Annotated in this window: 15 protein-coding genes, 1 pseudogene and 1 riboswitch; of the genes and pseudogenes, 14 read left to right on the plus strand and 2 right to left on the minus strand. The window is 63.1% G+C overall.

Going from position 1 to position 17,534, the window contains the following annotated elements; translation table 11 throughout:
- On the plus strand, window positions 1–333 hold a 333-nt coding region (locus tag BSP239C_RS12495; protein ID WP_101573356.1), incomplete at its 5' end, for a VOC family protein.
- On the opposite strand, the gene BSP239C_RS12500 is transcribed toward BSP239C_RS12495, so the two are convergent.
- Window positions 316–1,038, minus strand: a complete 723-nt coding sequence (locus BSP239C_RS12500) for a helix-turn-helix domain-containing protein (protein WP_101573357.1) — start codon at window positions 1,036–1,038, stop codon at window positions 316–318. The two genes, BSP239C_RS12495 and BSP239C_RS12500, sit on opposite strands and share 18 nt — an antisense overlap.
- Window positions 1,039–1,172: 134 nt before the next feature.
- On the opposite strand from BSP239C_RS12500, the gene BSP239C_RS12505 reads away from it, so the two are divergent.
- The 7 genes and pseudogenes from BSP239C_RS12505 to BSP239C_RS20495 all read left to right on the plus strand — a co-directional run bounded on the left by BSP239C_RS12505 (window position 1,173) and on the right by BSP239C_RS20495 (window position 8,519).
- Window positions 1,173–1,745, plus strand: coding sequence for an HAD domain-containing protein (locus tag BSP239C_RS12505; RefSeq protein WP_101573358.1), 573 nt, complete (start codon window positions 1,173–1,175; stop codon window positions 1,743–1,745).
- Window positions 1,742–2,542, plus strand: a complete 801-nt coding sequence (locus BSP239C_RS12510; protein ID WP_096158079.1) for a glutamate racemase — start codon at window positions 1,742–1,744, stop codon at window positions 2,540–2,542. The genes BSP239C_RS12505 and BSP239C_RS12510 overlap by 4 nt, the downstream gene beginning before the upstream one ends.
- 152 nt (window positions 2,543–2,694) lie before the next feature.
- A complete protein-coding gene (locus tag BSP239C_RS12515; protein ID WP_101573359.1) occupies window positions 2,695–3,723 on the plus strand; it encodes a slipin family protein in 1,029 nt (342 codons plus the stop codon).
- A gap of 47 nt (window positions 3,724–3,770) precedes the next feature.
- Window positions 3,771–4,367: an HdeD family acid-resistance protein gene (locus BSP239C_RS12520; RefSeq protein WP_101573361.1), complete on the plus strand. Its 597-nt coding sequence runs from the start codon at window positions 3,771–3,773 to the stop codon at window positions 4,365–4,367.
- A gap of 510 nt (window positions 4,368–4,877) precedes the next feature.
- Window positions 4,878–5,636, plus strand: a pseudogene (erm, locus tag BSP239C_RS12525) (23S ribosomal RNA methyltransferase Erm); the annotation flags it as partial.
- A gap of 667 nt (window positions 5,637–6,303) precedes the next feature.
- Window positions 6,304–7,812 (plus strand): inorganic phosphate transporter, encoded by a 1,509-nt coding sequence (locus tag BSP239C_RS12530; RefSeq protein ID WP_101573365.1) that lies wholly within the window; start codon window positions 6,304–6,306, stop codon window positions 7,810–7,812.
- A gap of 139 nt (window positions 7,813–7,951) precedes the next feature.
- A riboswitch (SAM riboswitch) is annotated at window positions 7,952–8,063 on the plus strand.
- A gap of 33 nt (window positions 8,064–8,096) precedes the next feature.
- Window positions 8,097–8,519, plus strand: a complete 423-nt coding sequence (locus BSP239C_RS20495) for a hypothetical protein (RefSeq protein ID WP_145997445.1) — start codon at window positions 8,097–8,099, stop codon at window positions 8,517–8,519.
- Here BSP239C_RS20495 and BSP239C_RS12535 read toward each other — a convergent pair.
- Entirely contained in the window at window positions 8,511–9,224 is a 714-nt protein-coding gene (locus BSP239C_RS12535) for a metal-dependent transcriptional regulator (RefSeq protein WP_101573553.1), read from the minus strand. The two genes, BSP239C_RS20495 and BSP239C_RS12535, sit on opposite strands and share 9 nt — an antisense overlap.
- Before the next feature lie 258 nt (window positions 9,225–9,482).
- On the opposite strand from BSP239C_RS12535, the gene BSP239C_RS12540 reads away from it, so the two are divergent.
- The 6 genes from BSP239C_RS12540 (at window position 9,483) to BSP239C_RS12565 (ending at window position 17,511) form a co-directional block, all read left to right on the plus strand.
- The gene (locus BSP239C_RS12540) at window positions 9,483–10,580 is read left to right on the plus strand and encodes a hypothetical protein (RefSeq protein ID WP_145997446.1); all 1,098 of its coding nucleotides are present in this window, start codon (window positions 9,483–9,485) and stop codon (window positions 10,578–10,580) included.
- A 215-nt stretch (window positions 10,581–10,795) separates the two neighbouring features.
- Window positions 10,796–13,042: a choline BCCT transporter BetT gene (gene betT, locus BSP239C_RS12545; protein WP_101573555.1), complete on the plus strand. Its 2,247-nt coding sequence runs from the start codon at window positions 10,796–10,798 to the stop codon at window positions 13,040–13,042.
- Window positions 13,043–13,240: 198 nt separating this feature from the next.
- On the plus strand, window positions 13,241–14,776 hold the full coding sequence (locus BSP239C_RS12550; protein ID WP_257930203.1) for a lipase maturation factor family protein: 1,536 nt from the start codon (window positions 13,241–13,243) through the stop codon (window positions 14,774–14,776).
- A 145-nt stretch (window positions 14,777–14,921) separates the two neighbouring features.
- Window positions 14,922–15,890 (plus strand): metal ABC transporter substrate-binding protein, encoded by a 969-nt coding sequence (locus BSP239C_RS12555; protein ID WP_219618897.1) that lies wholly within the window; start codon window positions 14,922–14,924, stop codon window positions 15,888–15,890.
- Complete coding sequence (locus tag BSP239C_RS12560) at window positions 15,887–16,630, plus strand: metal ABC transporter ATP-binding protein (RefSeq protein WP_096158071.1); 744 nt, start codon at window positions 15,887–15,889, stop codon at window positions 16,628–16,630. Before BSP239C_RS12555 ends, BSP239C_RS12560 begins: the two co-directional genes overlap by 4 nt.
- The gene (locus BSP239C_RS12565) at window positions 16,627–17,511 is read left to right on the plus strand and encodes a metal ABC transporter permease (RefSeq protein ID WP_101573371.1); all 885 of its coding nucleotides are present in this window, start codon (window positions 16,627–16,629) and stop codon (window positions 17,509–17,511) included. Before BSP239C_RS12560 ends, BSP239C_RS12565 begins: the two co-directional genes overlap by 4 nt.
- Window positions 17,512–17,534 lie beyond the last annotated feature (23 nt).

Below are 17,534 nucleotides of genomic sequence, written 5' to 3' on the forward strand. Positions count from 1 at the left end.
GACGGCGGCGCGGATGCTCCGCACACGGAGTTCTCCTCGGGCAGCCTCCGCCTGCTCCTCGACACTGAGGCGGTCATGCTCAGCATCGATCCCGAATGGACCTGGCCGACCGGTGGCCACAAGATGTCCCTGGCCTTCGACTGCTCCACCGCCGAGGCGGTTGATACGACATTTACCCAGCTCACTGCCGGTGGTGCGGGTTCAGATCCCGTGGCCGGAGTCGTTCACGAACCTTGGGATGCGTTCTGGGGTCAGCGGTACGCCGTGGTCTCCGATCCCGACGACAACTATGTCGACCTCTTCGCGGCACTGGGTTCACCGGCCCAGCAGTGACTTCTCGTCTCTCCACAGATGGGCCGCATCGGCGTAGCCCGTTGCCGTTGCGGCCGCTGTGCGGGTGGAGCCTGCGTCGATGAGTGCCCGTGCGGCCTGCCAGCGCAGGACCTTCGACAGGTGTTTGGGTCCGTAGCCGAACCGTGCGGAAGACAGCCTCCGCAGCTGTCTGGGTGAGTATGCGAACTGTGCGGCCACCTCGGCGATGTCCGGCGCCGGTGATTCCTCACGCACGCCGAGCAGACCTGCCAGCTCAAGCGGCGTCGAATCGATGTCGGCCCGAGCCGTCAGCGTCTCGGCGATGTCCAACAGCCGCCTCTGCCCGACACCGGGTCCGGGCTCGGGGACGGTTGCGAGACTGCCTGCAGTCACCACAGCATCGAGAGGGGGCACCCTGTCGGCGAGCTCGGCCGCCGAGGTGGCCAGCAGCTGCGGGAGCACGCCGGGGTCGAAGCGCAGACCCACGACCGGCTGGGCTGCACCACTCGTCGACGCAGAATGGAAGGTTCGTGCGGTGGAGTCTGCTCCGGCGACGACGACGAGGGAATCGATGACGATGAGATCCATGCAGCCGTCGGGCACGATGAGGGAAGGCTTCGACGGGACGCTCACAGCCACCTCGGCGAGGGCCGATGTCGGGCGGGCGTCGGGGGCCGACGTCCACAGCGAAGCGCGGAGCCTGGGGATGCGCATCTCCGTGTACATAGGGGCGCTCGTCCTTCTTCAGTTTCGAGCGGTATTCTTGAAACTCGTCGGCAGTCTCCCGAGTCGACGCCGTCTCCAATTCCAACGCTGTCTGTTCTCAGACTAGCCGGTACTCGACTCCCCAGGAAGGAACAATGGCAACTGCATCCCCCTCGACGTCTTCAGCACGTCGGCAGGCACGGCATGTCACTGTCTTCCTCGACGTCGATGGAGTCCTCAACTCGTACCCAGTACCCAAACTGCGCATCATGATCGAAGGGCGCAAGAAGCTGCAGGCCTGGCATTACGAACTGCACTACAAGCCCGCGGTGATCGCGTTCTTCGATCGTCTCGTCGAAACCCATGAAGTCGATGTCGTATGGCTCTCCACCTGGTCAGAGCGGTGTAAGACGGAGTTGGAGCCGAAGTTCGGTCTGCGCAACTCCTTCGACGTCATCGAGATGCCAGATGAGACCCACAACCGGTACGCCAACGATCCGCACCTGTGGTGGAAGGCCCGTGCCATGGAGGAGTGGCTCGCAGCGCACGAGCAAGGTCGGGCCGTGTGGATCGATGACGATCTCGCCGCACCAGCCACCCACGACTACTTCGTCGAGCACTATTCGACGAGCAGACTCAAACTCATTGCTCCGAAATTCGCGCAGGGCCTGACGAAGGCGCACCTGAAGGAGATCAAGGAATTCGCCTACCCGAAAGAGGCTTCATGACGCGTATCGGTCTGCTCGATTCCGGTCTGGGACTGCTCGGCACCGCAGATGCACTCTTCCATCTGGCACCTCATGCCGACCTGGTTCTCGCGATGGACCCGGATTTCACCCCGTATGGCAGCCTCAGCCCCGAAGCGCTGGAGGCCAGGGCACTGAATTCTGCGGCCGTGCTCGCCGAGTGGGACCCCGATGCGATCGTCATCGCCTGCAACACCGCCTCGGTCCAAGCCCTGGAGGCCGTACGCGCCCGCTACGAACCTGACATCCCCGTCATAGGCACCGTCCCCGCGGTGAAGATGGCGGCCGGCACCGGGCAGGACTTCGCCATCTGGGCGACCCCGGCAACAACGGGCAGCGCCTATCAGCAGAACCTCATCGGCACCTTCGCCGCCGAGGTGACCGTGTCCAAAGTGGCATGTCCGGGCCTCGCCGAGGCGATCAATGAAGCTGATCTGCCCACCATCGACTCCGCGATCGACGCAGCCCTGAACCAGATGGACCCCGGCATGGAGACCATCGTGCTCGGGTGCACCCACTACGGCTTGGTCGCCGAACGGATCATGGCCGCTCGGGCGGGGGCGATCACGCTCTTCGACTCCCCGATTCCAGTGGCCAAGCAGACCCTGCGCAGAATCGGCGTCGAAGCACACGGGCTGAGCCCGAACCAGCCCGATACCGGTGAGGTCATCGCCACCTATGCCTCGGGCCGCCGAATCCAACTGCCACGGTCCCTTGATGCCTATCCTGCGGGCAAACGCCTGCTGGCTCGGGAACGGGCAACCGCAACAACGCTCTGAGTCACTAGCGATTCTGCTCACAGACCCTGGACGAGTGCGCGACTCCTTGAACCGTCGCCGAGAGTCGGATCGGCATTATCATCGGGCCGGGTCTTTTTTGCCGCAACGGGGTTAATCTGAAAGGACAGGCAATCGTCTGAGGAGGCGGTTCGATGTTCTTCCTGTACATCATCTTCGGTCTGATCGTGCTCGGTGCCATCGGCTTTGGAAACAGCCTGAAGATCGTCAAACAGTACGAGCGCGGTGTCGTGTTCCGCTTGGGCCGAGTCAGCAGTGAACCCAAGCGCCCAGGGATGACGGCCATCGTCCCATTCGTGGACAAGCTGGAGAAGGTCAATCTGCAGATCATCACCATGCCGATCCCAGCCCAGGAAGGCATCACCCGTGACAATGTCACCGTCCGGGTCGATGCGGTCATCTACTTCAAGGTCGTCGACCCCAAGCGGGCCATCGTCGATGTCGAGAACTATCAGCTCGCCGTCGGGCAGGTGGCGCAGACGTCTCTGCGTTCGATCATCGGTCAGAGCGAACTCGACGATCTGCTCACCAACCGAGAGCGGCTCAATCAGGGGCTGGCCATCATGATCGACAGCCCGGCCGTCGACTGGGGTGTCCACATCGACCGGGTCGAGATCAAGGACGTCGCCCTGCCCGAGTCGATGAAACGTTCAATGTCGCGTCAGGCCGAGGCCGAGCGGGAACGTCGCTCACGGGTGATCATCGCCGATGGTGAGTTCCAGGCCTCGGCCAAGCTCGCTCAGGCCGCAGAGTCGATGGCGGATACGCCGGCAGCTTTGCAGCTGCGTCTGCTCCAGACGATCGTCGAAGTCGCTTCCGAGAAGAATTCGACACTGGTTCTGCCCTTCCCGGTCGAGCTGCTCCGTTTCCTCGAGGGGAACACACCCAAGGCGGCGTCACCCTCAGCCGAGGACGTCCCCGCGGGGACGTCGAGCAGCGACAGCACCACCTCGGCAGCAAATGCCTCGTTGAGTGCCACCTTCGGAGCAAAGGACACCGAACACTCGCTGGATGATCTGGGCGGAATGGTCCGGGCCCTCTCCGATTCTATGCGGCTGAATGAGTCGATGAACCTGCCCGCATCGCTCAAGCTGCCCGGCAGCGAGAACGGCACGGCCACCCCGGCGAGCAGAGCCGCGAACGACGAAAAGACGCCGACATGATCGGCGGTGTTCAGCGAGCTTCCATCCCGAGTGACTACGCTTGAGACATGGACCTGAAACGCACCAGCAGATCAGTCATCGTCAACGGCGTCATCGCGATTCTCGTCGGATTGCTGATGTTGGTTTGGCCTGGCACCATCGCCGAGGTGGTCGTGCGCATCTTCGCCATCTGGCTGGCCGTCATCGCCGTTTCATCCTTCGTCCTGGCGCCGAAGGGCACGCGTTCGGGAAGTCTGGTGGCTCGTTCCGTCCTGTTGATTCTGCTGGGCGCGCTCATCTTCTTCTCGCCCATGCTGTTCGCATCCTTCGTCACCATATTGACCGGGTTCGCGGTCATCTTCTTCAGTTTCCTCGCGGTCACTGCCTCCCTGTTCATTCGCCGCGTCGGGGTGCGCATGTGGTGGCTGTTGACCATCATCGGAGTCGCCGGAATCATCCTCGGCGGATTCTTCCTCTTGGATCCGGGCGCCGGCATCACCACATTGATCTTCACTCTGGCGGGCTTCATCGTCGTCGTCGGCATCGCCTTGGTCGCACTCGGGTGGCGTCTGCGTAAGACCGCTCAGAGGATTCGTCAGGACCCACACCGCAGGCCACCAGAGGACGGTGGCGGCGACGTCATCAGCGGCGAGATCATCGAATAGGCCTCGACCGCCTCGGCGAGGTCAGCCACCAGTTGCCAGCCGGACCAGTTATCGCCGGCAGTCCAGTTGCCAGGCGGACCAGTTATCGCCGAGGGCACAGGTTACAGCTGGTCCGCTCGGCGATAACTGGTTCACTCGATGTTCTGGTCCGCCGGCTTCCGATGAATTCGGGCAAAACCCTGGATCATTGGCAAGGTCCCGTGCTAGCTTATTGACCATGGGAACATTAAATCGCAGCGCAACGACAGCGCTGAGCTTCTACATTCGCAATCGCCGCGCCTGACAGCGCGCTCGATTCACTTCCTGTGATCCGCTGACCTCATCGAAGTCTCGGCACCACCGGTCCGTTGATGGACTGGTCGCTGCCGAACCGATCGAGCAGGATCTGTAGCAGCGCGTTGTCGACCCGGACAGTCATCAGCATCCGGGGCGAAGCCGCAATTCTCTGACACATGTCTTTGCGCATTGCGCTGCCTTGGGTGCTCCCTTCTTCACTTCCGGAGCGCGCCCATGCGACCTCATTCATCATTCGGCGGCCGACACGAACTCGGCCAGAACTTCCTGCGTTCACCCTCAGCCCTCAACACGATCGCGAACCTCACCCGCGCCACCGCCGGCCCGATCCTGGAGATCGGACCCGGCACCGGCGCAGTGACTGCCCAGCTCTACAAGCTCGGGCGACCACTCACGCTCGTGGAACTCGACGAAACGAGGATCAGTCACCTTGAACACACATTCCCGCGCGCCCAGGTCGAGCACGCAGACATCCTGACAACCCGGCTCGACCAGCCGGTGATCGTCGGCAGCCTGCCATTCCACCTGACCACACCCATTCTGCGCAGACTCCTGCGCGCCAGGAAATGGCAGAACGCTATCCTGCTCACTCAATGGGAGGTCGCGCGCAAACGCGCCGGAGTCGGCGGTTCAACCATGCTGACGGCCCAGTGGACTCCCTGGTTCAACTTCCGCCTCATCGAACGCGTACCCGCCCACGCCTTCACACCGAAGCCCAGCGTCGATGGTGGAATCCTCACCATCGATCGCTTAGAAGCCAGCCTCGTGCCGAACCGGCACAGGTCTCATTACCAACAATTCGTCCGCACAGCCTTCACCGGACGCGGACGTGGGATGAAAGGAATCCTCACGACGATGAACCTCACTGACCGCACCACGCTGCAATCGACCATGGACCGCAACGACGTCAGAGGAGACACCTTGCCACGAGACCTCGAACCCCAACAGTGGGCCGGACTGTACTCGGCCCTCGGCACGACCGAGACAAGCACCACGAAGAACCCACCAACTGCACAGAAGCAGAACAGGAAATCACAGAAGAAGGGAAACACCATGCGAAACGACAAACGACACAAGAACCCCAGCGTCGCGGCCGGAACGGGAGAGATCCCCGTGATTGCCGAGAAACCGGTGATCACGGGCGAGATTCCCATCGTCGGCGCCGACCAGGCGGCAAAGAAGCTCGAGGCCCAGATTCCGGGAGTCGACCCTGAGGCCAAGACGAAGAGCCACGACAAGGGACACCTGCAGGCCGAGCGCGGTTTCATGCCGCAGCACGGCAAGCCGTCCCAGCCTCAGCCGCGATGGAATCTGCCACGGCGCCAAGGCTGACGGCTGACGGCTGACGGCCACACCACACGCGGGCACGAGCCAATCGTGCCCGCGTGTCCATCATCACAACCAGAATTCCCCTCGGCAGACATACTCACTGAGCTCGGATCAGATGGCGGCTGCATACCATCTGACCAGGAACTTCACGTAAACACGAGATAAACTACGGCTATTGTGCATCTTCTGTTCGCCGGAGGAGGTGAATGTGTTCATCTTCCATTCATCAACCCCTTAACCTTGCGGACACCCAGAGTGCGAATCATGGGAGACAGCTGGAAATACATCTCATGATCCTCGCTAGGAGACGCGCATGACCCAGGCTCTGGCACCAGAGACCTTCACACCGGCGCAGACCGTCGGCCGCAGCAATGATCGTCGCTGGCACCTGGCTTTCGGTCTGCTGCTCGCGATCACTCTCATCGCCTTCACCTTGTGGTCGTTCGGCTATGTCAGCCAGGGCGCACCACGCATGGTGCTGATCACGACAGTCATCTTCGGTGCGTTCATGGCCTTCAACATCGGCGGCAACGATGTGGCGAACGCCTTCGGCACCTCGGTTGGTGCAGGCACCCTGACGATGAAGCAGGCGCTCCTTGTTGCGGCTGTCTTCGAGGTCAGTGGTGCACTGCTGGCCGGCGGCGATGTCACTGACACCATCAAGAGCGGAATCGTCGACCTGGGTGCGGTCTCCCTCGACCCGATGGAGTTCGTCTACATCATGATGGCCGCCCTCCTCGGTGCGGCAGTGTGGCTGTTGATCGCCACCCGCATGGGCTGGCCGGTCTCGACTACGCACTCGATCATCGGCGGCATCATCGGCGCCTCCCTGACCATCGGCTTCGTCACCGGCACCGGAGGCTTCGCCATGGTGCAGTGGTCAGAGGTCGGCATGATCGCTATCTCATGGGTCCTCTCCCCCGCGCTCGGCGCATTCGTCGCCTTCCTCATCTACGGGGCGATCAAGAAGTACGTCCTCGGCGATGCCCTGTCAAAGACCCTGAAACCCCACATGCTGGCTCCCACCGGAACGAGCAGCCACGCTGCAGACGCCGGAATGGACCTTAAGCGCGATCCAGATACCGCGGCTTCGGCCGATCAATCGGTCGGTTCACACTCCACACTTCAACGTTGGGTTCCGCTCATCGCCGCAGGCGGTGCCGTCATCCTCACCGCAATGCTCCTGTTCAAGGGCCTGAAGAATCTCGACGTGGCAGTCGGCGCCGTCGGAGGCACCCTCATCATGGCGATGATCGGCCTCGCTGTGTGGATGGCAGTATTCGTCTTCGCCAAGACCCTGCGCAAGCAGACAGTTCCCCGTGCGACCTACGTCCTCTTCTCCTGGATGCAGGTGTTCACCGCCTCGGCGTTCGCCTTCAGTCATGGCTCCAACGACATTGCAAACGCGATCGGGCCCTTCGCCGCAGTCCTCGACGTGCTCAAGACCGGCAACATCAGCTCTGAGGCGACCGTCCCCTTCGCTGCCATGCTCACCTGCGGGATCGCCCTCGTTGCCGGCCTCTGGTTCATCGGCCGCAAGGTCATCGCCACGGTCGGGACCAAACTCACAGAGATCCACCCTGCATCCGGCTTCGCCGCCGAACTCGCCGCCGCGACCGTCGTGATGGCAGCTTCAGTCAGCGGTCTGCCCGTCTCTTCCACCCATATCCTCATCGGTGCGATCATCGGCGTAGGTCTGGTCAACCGATCGGCGAACTGGAAGCTGATGAAGCCGATCGCCATGGCTTGGGTCATCACCCTGCCGGCCGCCGCGAGCATCGGTGCCATCAGCGTCCTCACCTTACGCACGTTCTTGAGCTGACCCTCCGATAGTCGCCTCGGCGGCCTGCACAGCGGGCCCCGAGGCGACTTCCTCATTCACCGACACCGGTGGGGATATCGACACCGACGGTTCCGCTCCTGACACCCGTGTCAGCCTCTGCCGTTAGAATCATTCACACGTTCACGAGTCGTGGCCATCGGTACCTGGCCGGCCACGCGGCAACCCGTCATCGACCGGGTGCCCCAGGGATAGAACGGGTCAGCGCCACATGGCGTTGGCAAGATTCGATCCGGGCGCATGGTGCCCGAGAAACGAGTGTCACTGTGTCTCACGAGGCAACCGAACGCTGGCCGGGATTCTCCGAAACAGAAGCCCTCGAATGGAGCCGTGTAATCCTCCACCATTCTCCTGGCCCCCTGCCAGCCAGCATCAAGGCTCAGATGTCGGCGGCGATCAGGAGAGGAACTCCGGTCGCGGCATCTGGTTGGGCTCGGACGGCCGAACAGGCACGCGACTGTGGTTTCACACCGATCCTCTACCACTCGCTATTCGCAGTGCTCCATGCGATCGATCCGAATTCCTTCAGGTCACATCCGCACCATCGCCAGGTCACCCACCGCAACCAAGTTCCGGGCGTCCCGTTCGAAGCCGAGCTCTGGCAAGAGTGGCCACGGCTGGTGCTCAAAGAGGGTTTCTCACCGGGGACAGCGGCCGAACTGGTGCTCCTGTTCGCGACATCAACCTGATGCCTTCAGATACACCGCCGAGGCGACCGGACGATCCACGTCTATGCGTTTCACGTCGCTCTGTCCTGCTCCGGGCTGCTCCGATTCGAAAGGTTCGCTGAACACCGAAATCGAGACAGCTCCGCCGCTTTCTCTCTCGGTGACGTCGAGGCGTGCACCCGGGCGCACCCCCACCTCGGCGAGGTGGGCAAGGACTGAGGGATCCGCGTCCGAGACCCGGATGACCGTGTAGGACCCGGGTTCCGCCTCAGCGAGGAGGAGCGAGGAACCATGGGACTCGATCTTCCCGTCGGGGCCGGGGATCGGGTCCCCGTGAGGATCGGCCTGGGGACGGCCGAGGAACGCGTCGATGCGATCGACAAGCCGATCCGAGGCCGCATGTTCGAGGATCTCCGCCTCGTCGTGGACTTCGTCCCAGCCATACCCCAGGGATTCGACGAGGAACGTTTCGAGCAGGCGATGCCTGCGCACCATCGATAGGGCTATCGTCTCCCCCTTCGAGGTCAGCACCGGAGGACGATAGGGCACGCGGACGATGAGCCCGAGCTCGTCGAGACGTTTGAGCACCTCGGTGACGTTGGCCTTGGTGGTGCCGAAGCGGTTCGCCAACTCGGTGGCAGTCATCGGTGTCCCGCCCCATTCCTGAGCCGACCAGATCGCCTTGAGATAGTCCTGGCTGACCTCGGACACTTCGCCTGCACGCATGCGCTCAGCGTAGCCCATGGGATCAGAATCGGTCCTCGTCGACAGTCGAGGGTGAGACCTGAGCAGATCCAGTGCGATGAATGCCGGACGGCCGTTGAGATCCGACGATGCTGCCGACCCGGGCCCGAGTCTGGCCTTCGGCTCAGGTCAAGTCTGGCTCTTGCGCCGACAGGAGGGGTCACGGATCTGGAACATCTTTCGTCTGCGGGAAAAGATACAGCCTGGAAGAATCACAGTATGAGGATGAGGACGCATAGATTGAGCACGACCCTGGTCTATGGAATGACGCTCGCACTATTCATGTTGGTCATCTTCTTCCTTACGAACGCCGGCATCGACCCGCGTGCCAACCGCATCGGTGATTTCGACCCCAAAGGCGCCGCGACGGTGTGCTTCGGCCTGCTCGGCCTCTATCATTCGATTGCGATCATCTTCTTCGACGAGGATGACTCATCGAAGCCAGCCGCTGCGGCCGCCGATTCCCACCTCCCCAGGGCACCCGATTCGTACACCGGTTTCATCCGACAGTCCTGGTACAAGGTGCTGTCGGTGGGGCTCATCTTCGCGGTCTTCTGCGCAGCCTCGGTGTTCATCTGGCATTCGTTTGCCGAATTCCCGGGAAGTCCGGGAACGGTGTGGGGTGACTACGCCACATCGCCAGCTCCCGCCCTCGCCCTTTTCTTCCTGTGCTGGGCCAGCACCAATATCGGGTTCATGTTCGCCTCCATCGCCGAGGCGTTCAACCGTGATCGGTTCGGTCTCTTCATCACGGCGATGGTCATCATGTTCATCGTCTCCCTCGGCGTCACTGTCGGTTTCATATTCCTCCCGGAGCAGTCGACAGGCCCGGCGCTGACGATGGCCGCACTCGCTCTGCCTTTGACCCTGATCGCCGTCATCGGTGCCCGCTCTTGGGCCATCGCCCGAGTGAATCGCTACGATGCGAACCACCCCCGACTGAGTGCTCGGGAGAGACGGCGTTCGGAGCAGTTCGGCCCCGATCTTCAACGCCGGCCCGCTCCAGGTCCGCCGCCGTTCGACATGCTCCGAGATGGAGAGGAACTGCTCATGCACTTCAAGAGCGAGCGAACCCCAGAACCGCAGATGCTCATCGCCACGAATCAGAGGTTCGTCCGTGCCTCGATCCTCGGATCCGATCGGACCTTCATTCTCGAACAGGCCAGTCCCGGGCAGCTCCTCGGCGCCAGCTCTGAGCGCGTAGGCCACGATCTGATGACCACTGCGCACTTCCGCGACCGCCAGGACATGCGCGTCGTCGGTGGAGATCCCGAGCAGTCCCGTGCCTTCGCCGAGGCGGTCACCCGTCTCGCACGAACCGGACAGCTCCGCAGCTGAGAGCAGACTGGTCCGCGGCTGAGAACCGGACCGTCACGGCACCTCCTCACTGCCTCTGCCGGGCTACGCGGGCTGCCTGAAGCTAGCGAACTCGCCCTGAAAATAGGGGGCGGAGTCCCTGGCAATACCCCGAGAGTCTAGTATGTATCGGTGCCCTTTTGGGCGAGTCCAGAGTTCCCGACCGGAGGTTATGCGTGCAGGATCCCAACGATGAGATGAAACGGCCGATCGTCGAGCGTGAGCGCTTCGGCGGAACCGACAGACCTGCCCGAGACGTCGATCGCGAGAAGCTCCCTCCGATCTCCAGCACGGAGATGAGCCGCGGTCCAGCGGAGCTCACGGATGAGCGGGGATCTCGCGTCAACTGGAAGGTCTTCCTCATCTCCTCGGCGGTGATCCTCGCCTTCTCCGTGTGGGCGATGCTCATGCCTGACTTTGCGCAGTCGACGATGAAGTCGATCGTCGACTGGATCGCGACCAACCTCGGTTGGTATTACGTCCTCACCGTCACCGTCGTCATCGCCTTCGTCCTCTGGGTCGCTTTGTCTAAGGAAGGCTCGGTCCGGCTGGGACCAGACCATTCCCGGCCGCAGTACAACCTGTTCACCTGGGTCGCGATGCTCTTCGCCGCAGGTGTGGGCATCGACATGCTCTTCTATTCGGTGACCGGACCGATCACCCAGTTCCTTCAGCCTGTCAATGCCGATCCCGAATCAGCGGCCGCCGCCCAGGACGCTGTTGTGTGGACCATGTTCCACTACGGCATCGCCGGCTGGTCGATGTACTCGCTGCTGGGTATGGCCATGGGCTACTTCGCCTACCGCTGGGGGATGCCCCTGTCGATCCGTGCGGTCCTCTACCCGCTGCTGGGCAAGCGTGTGCGCGGGGCCACCGGTGATGTCATCGACATCTTCGCCCTCGTCGGCACCGTCTTCGGTGTGGCCACCTCGATGGGGATCGGCGTCGTCCTGCTCAACGTCGGATTCTCCGAACTCTTCGGCCTCCCGCAGGGCCTCGGCCTCCAGATCGCCCTTGTCCTCGTCGCAGTCGTCATGACGATCGCGGCCTGCACCTCGGGTGTGGACAAGGGCATCCGCCTGGTCTCCGAGCTCAACCTGTGGTCCTGTGCCGCGATGATGCTCTACATCCTGATCACCGGCAAGACCGCGTTCCTGCTCAACGCCATGGTCGAGAACATCGGGCGCTTCATCTTCACCCTGCCCGAGCGGACCCTGGCCACCTTCGCCTACGTCGATGACGGTTCCGCCTGGATGGGTGCCTGGACCCTGTTCTTCTGGGCCTTCTGGCTCGCCTGGGGTCCCTTCGTCGGACTGTTCCTTGCCCGCATCTCTCGTGGACGTACTCTGCGCGAATTCGTCATCGCCGCCATCACCGCACCGGTGCTCTGCGACTTCATCATCGTCACGATCTTCGGAAACTCCGCACTGGCGGAGGTCTTCGACGGCAACTCCGAATTCGCAAAACTCGCCATCGACTCACCGGAGCAGGGTTGGTACGCCCTCCTCGACATGTTCCCTGGGGCGGCCTTCCTCATCGGACTCGCCACGCTCTCGGGTCTGCTCTTCTACCTCACGAGTGCGAATTCGGGCGCCATGGTGATGTCGAATTTCTCGTCCACGATCCCCAACCCGGAAGAGGATGGGGCGAAATGGCTGCGCATCTTCTGGGCCCTCGTCACCGCCGTGCTCACCATCGCCATGCTCGTTGCCGGCGGAGTGACGACGATGGAGTATGCGACCCTGATCTTCGCTCTGCCGGTCACCGTCATCGCCTACCTCGTCATGGCCTCCTTCTCGAAGGTTCTGCGCATGGAGCGAGCCGAGCGCGAGGGCAGGACCCGCAAGCGTCGGACAACTGCCGTCCACGGTGGCAGGACTCCGGAGAAGACCTGGCGGCAGAGACTCGCCACCCTCCGCTCCTACCCTTCGAAGAAGTCCGTGGACCGATTCGTCACCGAGGTGGTCGAACCTGCCCTCGAAGCCGTGGCCGCAGAATTCCGGGAACTCGACTACACGGTCGACCTCACCAAGGAACCCGGCCCGGAGTCGGGAATCACGGAGAGCACCCTCTTCGTCGACATGGGCCAGCAGCGCGACTTCCACTATCAGATCGCCGCTGTCGAACACAATGTCCCCACCTTCGGCGCACGCAATGCACCTCGCGGCGACGACGTGTACTACAGGGTCGAGGTCTTCACACAGACCGGGTCCGAGGGCTATGACCTCATGGGGCTGAGCAGCCAGCAGATCATCGACGACGTCCTCGACCGCTACGAGAACCACCTGTCGTTCCTCGCCTACTCGCACGAACACTCGTATCAGTCGGTCGTGACCCCGCCGACCCCTCCGGCCACGGATGCGATTCCGGCGGTGCCCACCTGGGCGGATGAGGTCGAGGAGATCGGCGAAGCTGATCCGGAGCCTGCTGGCGAACGACGCTGATGAGACGCAGGGTGTTGATGCGCTGAATCCGAACGCCGGCACACCGTCGACGAACATGAACCGAGGCTGTCCCCGAAACCGGGGGCAGCCTCGGCGCATTCAGCAGGATATTGCACGAAGTCGTCTTTGGCACCATAGTCGAGACTGGGAACTCGAGAACCATGCGAACGCACGAACCGGGAGGTGGCCTGCGTGGAGATGACCGCGGTGCTGTCGTTCTTGTCAGCCGGCGACTACACGATCGCGCGCGAAGTCATCCAGCGCGGCTTCGCCCTCCTGTTCTTCATCGCCTTCCTCAGTGCCTGGAACCAGTTCCCCGCCCTGCTGGGTGAGCACGGGCTGACCCCGGCACCGCGCTTCATCGCGGCCACCACCTCCGCGCAGGCACCGAGCCTGTTCCGGTGGAAGCGCTTCACCTACACCGACCGGCGGCTGCACATCGTGTGCGGCATCGGCATTCTCGCAGCAATGACCGTCATCATCGGACTCCCCCAGGCAGGGCCCGCGTGGACCACGATTCCGGTGTTCTTGCTGATGTGGTGGCTGTACTTCTCCATCTCGAGCATCGGGCAGCGCTTCTACGGCTTCGGCTGGGAGTCACTCCTCCTCGAGGCAGGGTTCCTCATCGGATTCCTCGGCTCCCACGAGGTGGCTCCCTCCCTGCTGATGATCTTCTTCCTCCGCTGGTTCGTCGTCCGCGTCGAGTTCGGGGCGGGAATGATCAAGATGCGCGGGGACAGCTCCTGGCGGGATCTCACCGCCATGGACTATCACCATCAGACCCAGCCGATGCCGGGCCCCTTCAGCCGCCGAGCCCACCTCATGCCCGGATGGTGGCATCGCGGTGAGACTCTGGGCAGTCACGTCATCCAGCTCAGCGCACCGTGGCTGCTGTTCCTGCCCCAACCCATCGCCTCCTTCGCCGCCGCGACCATCATCATCACACAACTCGCGCTCGTCATCACCGGCAACTATGCCTGGCTGAATTGGGCGACGATCCTCCTCGCCTTCGCCGGAATCAGCGACTCGTTCCTGGGCTGGATCATCGGCGGCCCGTGGCCCGGGTGGGGACTGTCCGGTCTGTCCGGCGCCGAGGCGGACGGTGTGTCGACATCGACCAGTGCCCTCGCCTCCTCGGCGGCTCTGCCTCTGTGGTGGACGGTCCTCGTCACCGCCTTCGTCGTCTGGCAGTGCGTGCTCAACGTCCCCGCCCTGCGCAATCTGTTCTCGCGCCGACAGAAGATGAATGCCAGCTTCAACCGGTGGGGACTGGGCAATGCCTACGGTGCCTTCGGCTCGATGACCGAGACCCGCGAGGAAATCATCATCGAGGGCACCCTCGACCCAGAGGCGACGATGACCGACGGGGACTGGCGACCTTATGTGTTCAAGGGCAAGCCCGGCGACGTGGCCCGACGCTCACCGATCATCGCGCCCTATCATCTGCGACTCGATTGGCTGATGTGGTTCGCGGCCCTCGGTGACTACCGGCAGTCGTGGTTCTACCGTCTGCTCGAGCGTATCGGCTCAGGCGATCCGCTCATTCGGACGCTGCTGGGCCCTGACCCCTTCGGTGGGCAGGCACCGGCCCTCATCCGCGTCCGAGTCTTCACCTATCGCTACGCCGATGACGAGGAGCGACGCCAGGCAGCGAACAAGGGGGCGCCTCGGCCGTGGTGGGTGCGTTCGGATCCCCGGACCATGGTCGAACCCACGGACCTGCGCGAGGGCTGAAGACGCCGCAACACCATCGGACTGGGTTGCACATTTGCGCAGATGAGAAAGTTGCCACGGAGACCGGACGGATCTAAAGTTAACCTACATTAACTTTCCGATCCTGACTTAGGCTCGGGCACCAGTTTCCGAAGCAGGAGCCACCTTGCCCCACCCCAGCCATCCACATCTCAGCTGCCCCCGCCATCTCTCCCGCACACTCACAGCCGCCATCGCGTCCGCCCTCACGCTCGGCCTCACCGCCTGCACAGCCGGCGCCCCCTCGGCTAGATCGGCGGACGGCGAGGGAGACAAGCCGGTCGTGCTGACCACCTTCACCGTGCTCGCCGACATCGCAGAGAACGTCGCCGGCGACCATCTCGACGTCGCGTCCATCACCAAGGCCGGCGCCGAGATCCATGGCTATGAACCGACTCCCGGAGACATTCGCAGAGCATCGCAGGCCGACCTAGTCCTCGACAACGGGCTCAACCTCGAACAGTGGTTCGAACAGTTCGTCGGCGACCTCGACGTTCACCATGCCGTCGTCAGCGAAGGCATCGAGGAGCTATCGATCACCGAGGATGCTTACGCCGGCAAACCCAATCCCCACGCCTGGATGAGTCCGCTCAACGTCCAGATCTACGCGGACAACATGGCCGAGGCCTTCAGTGACCTCGACCCCGCGCACGCCGACGACTTCACAGCCCAGGCGGAGGCCTACAAAGCCGAGTTGCAGACGGTCCAGGACGAACTCGTGGAGGATCTGTCGGCTCTGCCGAAGCGACAGCGAGCACTCGTCACCTGCGAAGGCGCATTCTCCTACCTCGCCAGAGACGCCGGCCTGAGTGAGAAGTACATCTGGCCGGTCAACGCCGAGGCACAGGCGACACCCGGCCAGATCACCTCGGCGATCGAGTTCGTCGAGGACAACGGGGTGCCCGCGGTGTTCTGCGAATCCACTGTCTCCGCGGCACCCATGAAGCAGGTCGTCGAGGCCACCGAGGCTGATTTCGGCGGCACCCTCTACGTCGATTCGCTCTCCGAAGCCGACGGCCCGGTTCCCAGCTACCTCGATCTCATCCGGCACGATTCCGCGGTCATCTCCGACGCCCTGACCGGGAAGAGCTCATGAGCGCCCCCGCCATCGCCGTCGACGAGGTGACCGTCCACTATGGACAGGTCCTGGCCCTCGATCGGGCCGCCCTCACCCTCGAGACCGGGCGGATCTGCGGGCTCATCGGCATGAACGGTTCCGGAAAGTCGACCCTGTTCAAGACGATCATGGGACTGCTGGAACCCGACCAGGGACGTGTGCTGATCAATGGCGCATCCACGACGAGCGCACGCCGGTCGGGCATTCTCGGCTACGTGCCGCAGAGCGAGGATGTCGACTGGGACTTCCCACTGTCTGTGCGGGAAGTCGTCACCATGGGTCGGTACGGGCATATGGGACCGCTGCGGATACGGCGGAAGACCGACCGTGAGGCCGTCGACCGCGCCCTCGAACGCGTCGAACTCACCGAGTACGCCGACCGCCAGATCGGCCAGCTCTCCGGCGGTCAAAAGAAGCGGGCATTCGTCGCACGCGGCATTGCGCAGGGGGCCACGATCCTGCTCCTCGACGAGCCGTTCGCCGGTGTCGACAAGCGCACCGAGGCCACGATCACGCGACTGCTGCGAGAGCTCGCCGAGGACGGTGCCACGGTGCTCGTGTCCACCCATGACCTGCATGCGCTGCCGGACCTCGCCGACGAGGCGATCCTGCTCATGCGCAGAGTGCTGCTCCACGGCGACCCCCAGGAGGTGCTCCGGCCTGAGAACCTCGCCCTGGCCTTCGGGCTCGATGTGATGAACAGCGGTGATGGAGCATGAGCGCCATTCAGCTCGTGCTCGAGCCTCTCGGTTACGATTTCATGCTCCGTGCCCTGGCGACGACGCTGATCGCATCGATAGTCTGCGCTGTCCTCTCCTGTTGGCTGGTGCTCATCGGCTGGTCGCTCATGGGTGACGCTGTCTCCCATGCGGTGCTGCCCGGCGTCGTCCTCGCCTACGTCCTCGGTGCGCCGTTCGCCCTCGGTGCCGTGGTCTTCGGGTTCCTCGCCGTCGGACTCATCGGTGCCGTGCGCGACACCAGTCGGATCAAGGAAGACGCAGCGATCGGCATCGTCTTCACGTCCCTGTTCGCGCTGGGTCTGGTCCTCATCTCCGTCACGCCTTCGCACACAGACCTCAATCACATCATCTTCGGCAATCTCCTCGGCGTCTCATGGTCCGAGCTGCTCCAGGTGGCGATCCTCGGCGCCATCACTCTGACGGTGCTCGTGGCCAAGAACAGGGATTTCACGCTCTTCGCCTTCGATCCCACTCACGCTCATGCTCTGGGGCTCAATCCGAAGCTCCTCGGTGCGACTCTGCTCGGCCTGCTCGCGCTCACCTCCGTCGTCGCGCTGCAGGCCGTCGGGGTGGTGCTCGTCGTCGCCATGCTCATCATCCCCGGCGCCACCGCATACCTTCTCACGGACCGCTTCCAGCGGATGCTGTTCATTGCGCCGGCGATCTCGATCGCCTGTGCGGTGGCCGGGCTCTATTCGAGCTACTACCTCGACACCGCCTCGGGTGGGATGGTCGTGCTCTCCCAAGGTGCGATCTTCGCGCTGGTCTACCTCTTCAGCCCCCGCCACGGGCTCATCGGACGCCGATTGTCTGCACGGAGGAGACGTCGAGACCTCATCGGTGCAGACGCGGGCGCATGAAGCGAGGGTGTCTTCGGCGTCAC

The sequence above is a fragment of the Brevibacterium sp. 239c genome (assembly GCF_900169365.1).
Classification (GTDB): domain Bacteria; phylum Actinomycetota; class Actinomycetes; order Actinomycetales; family Brevibacteriaceae; genus Brevibacterium.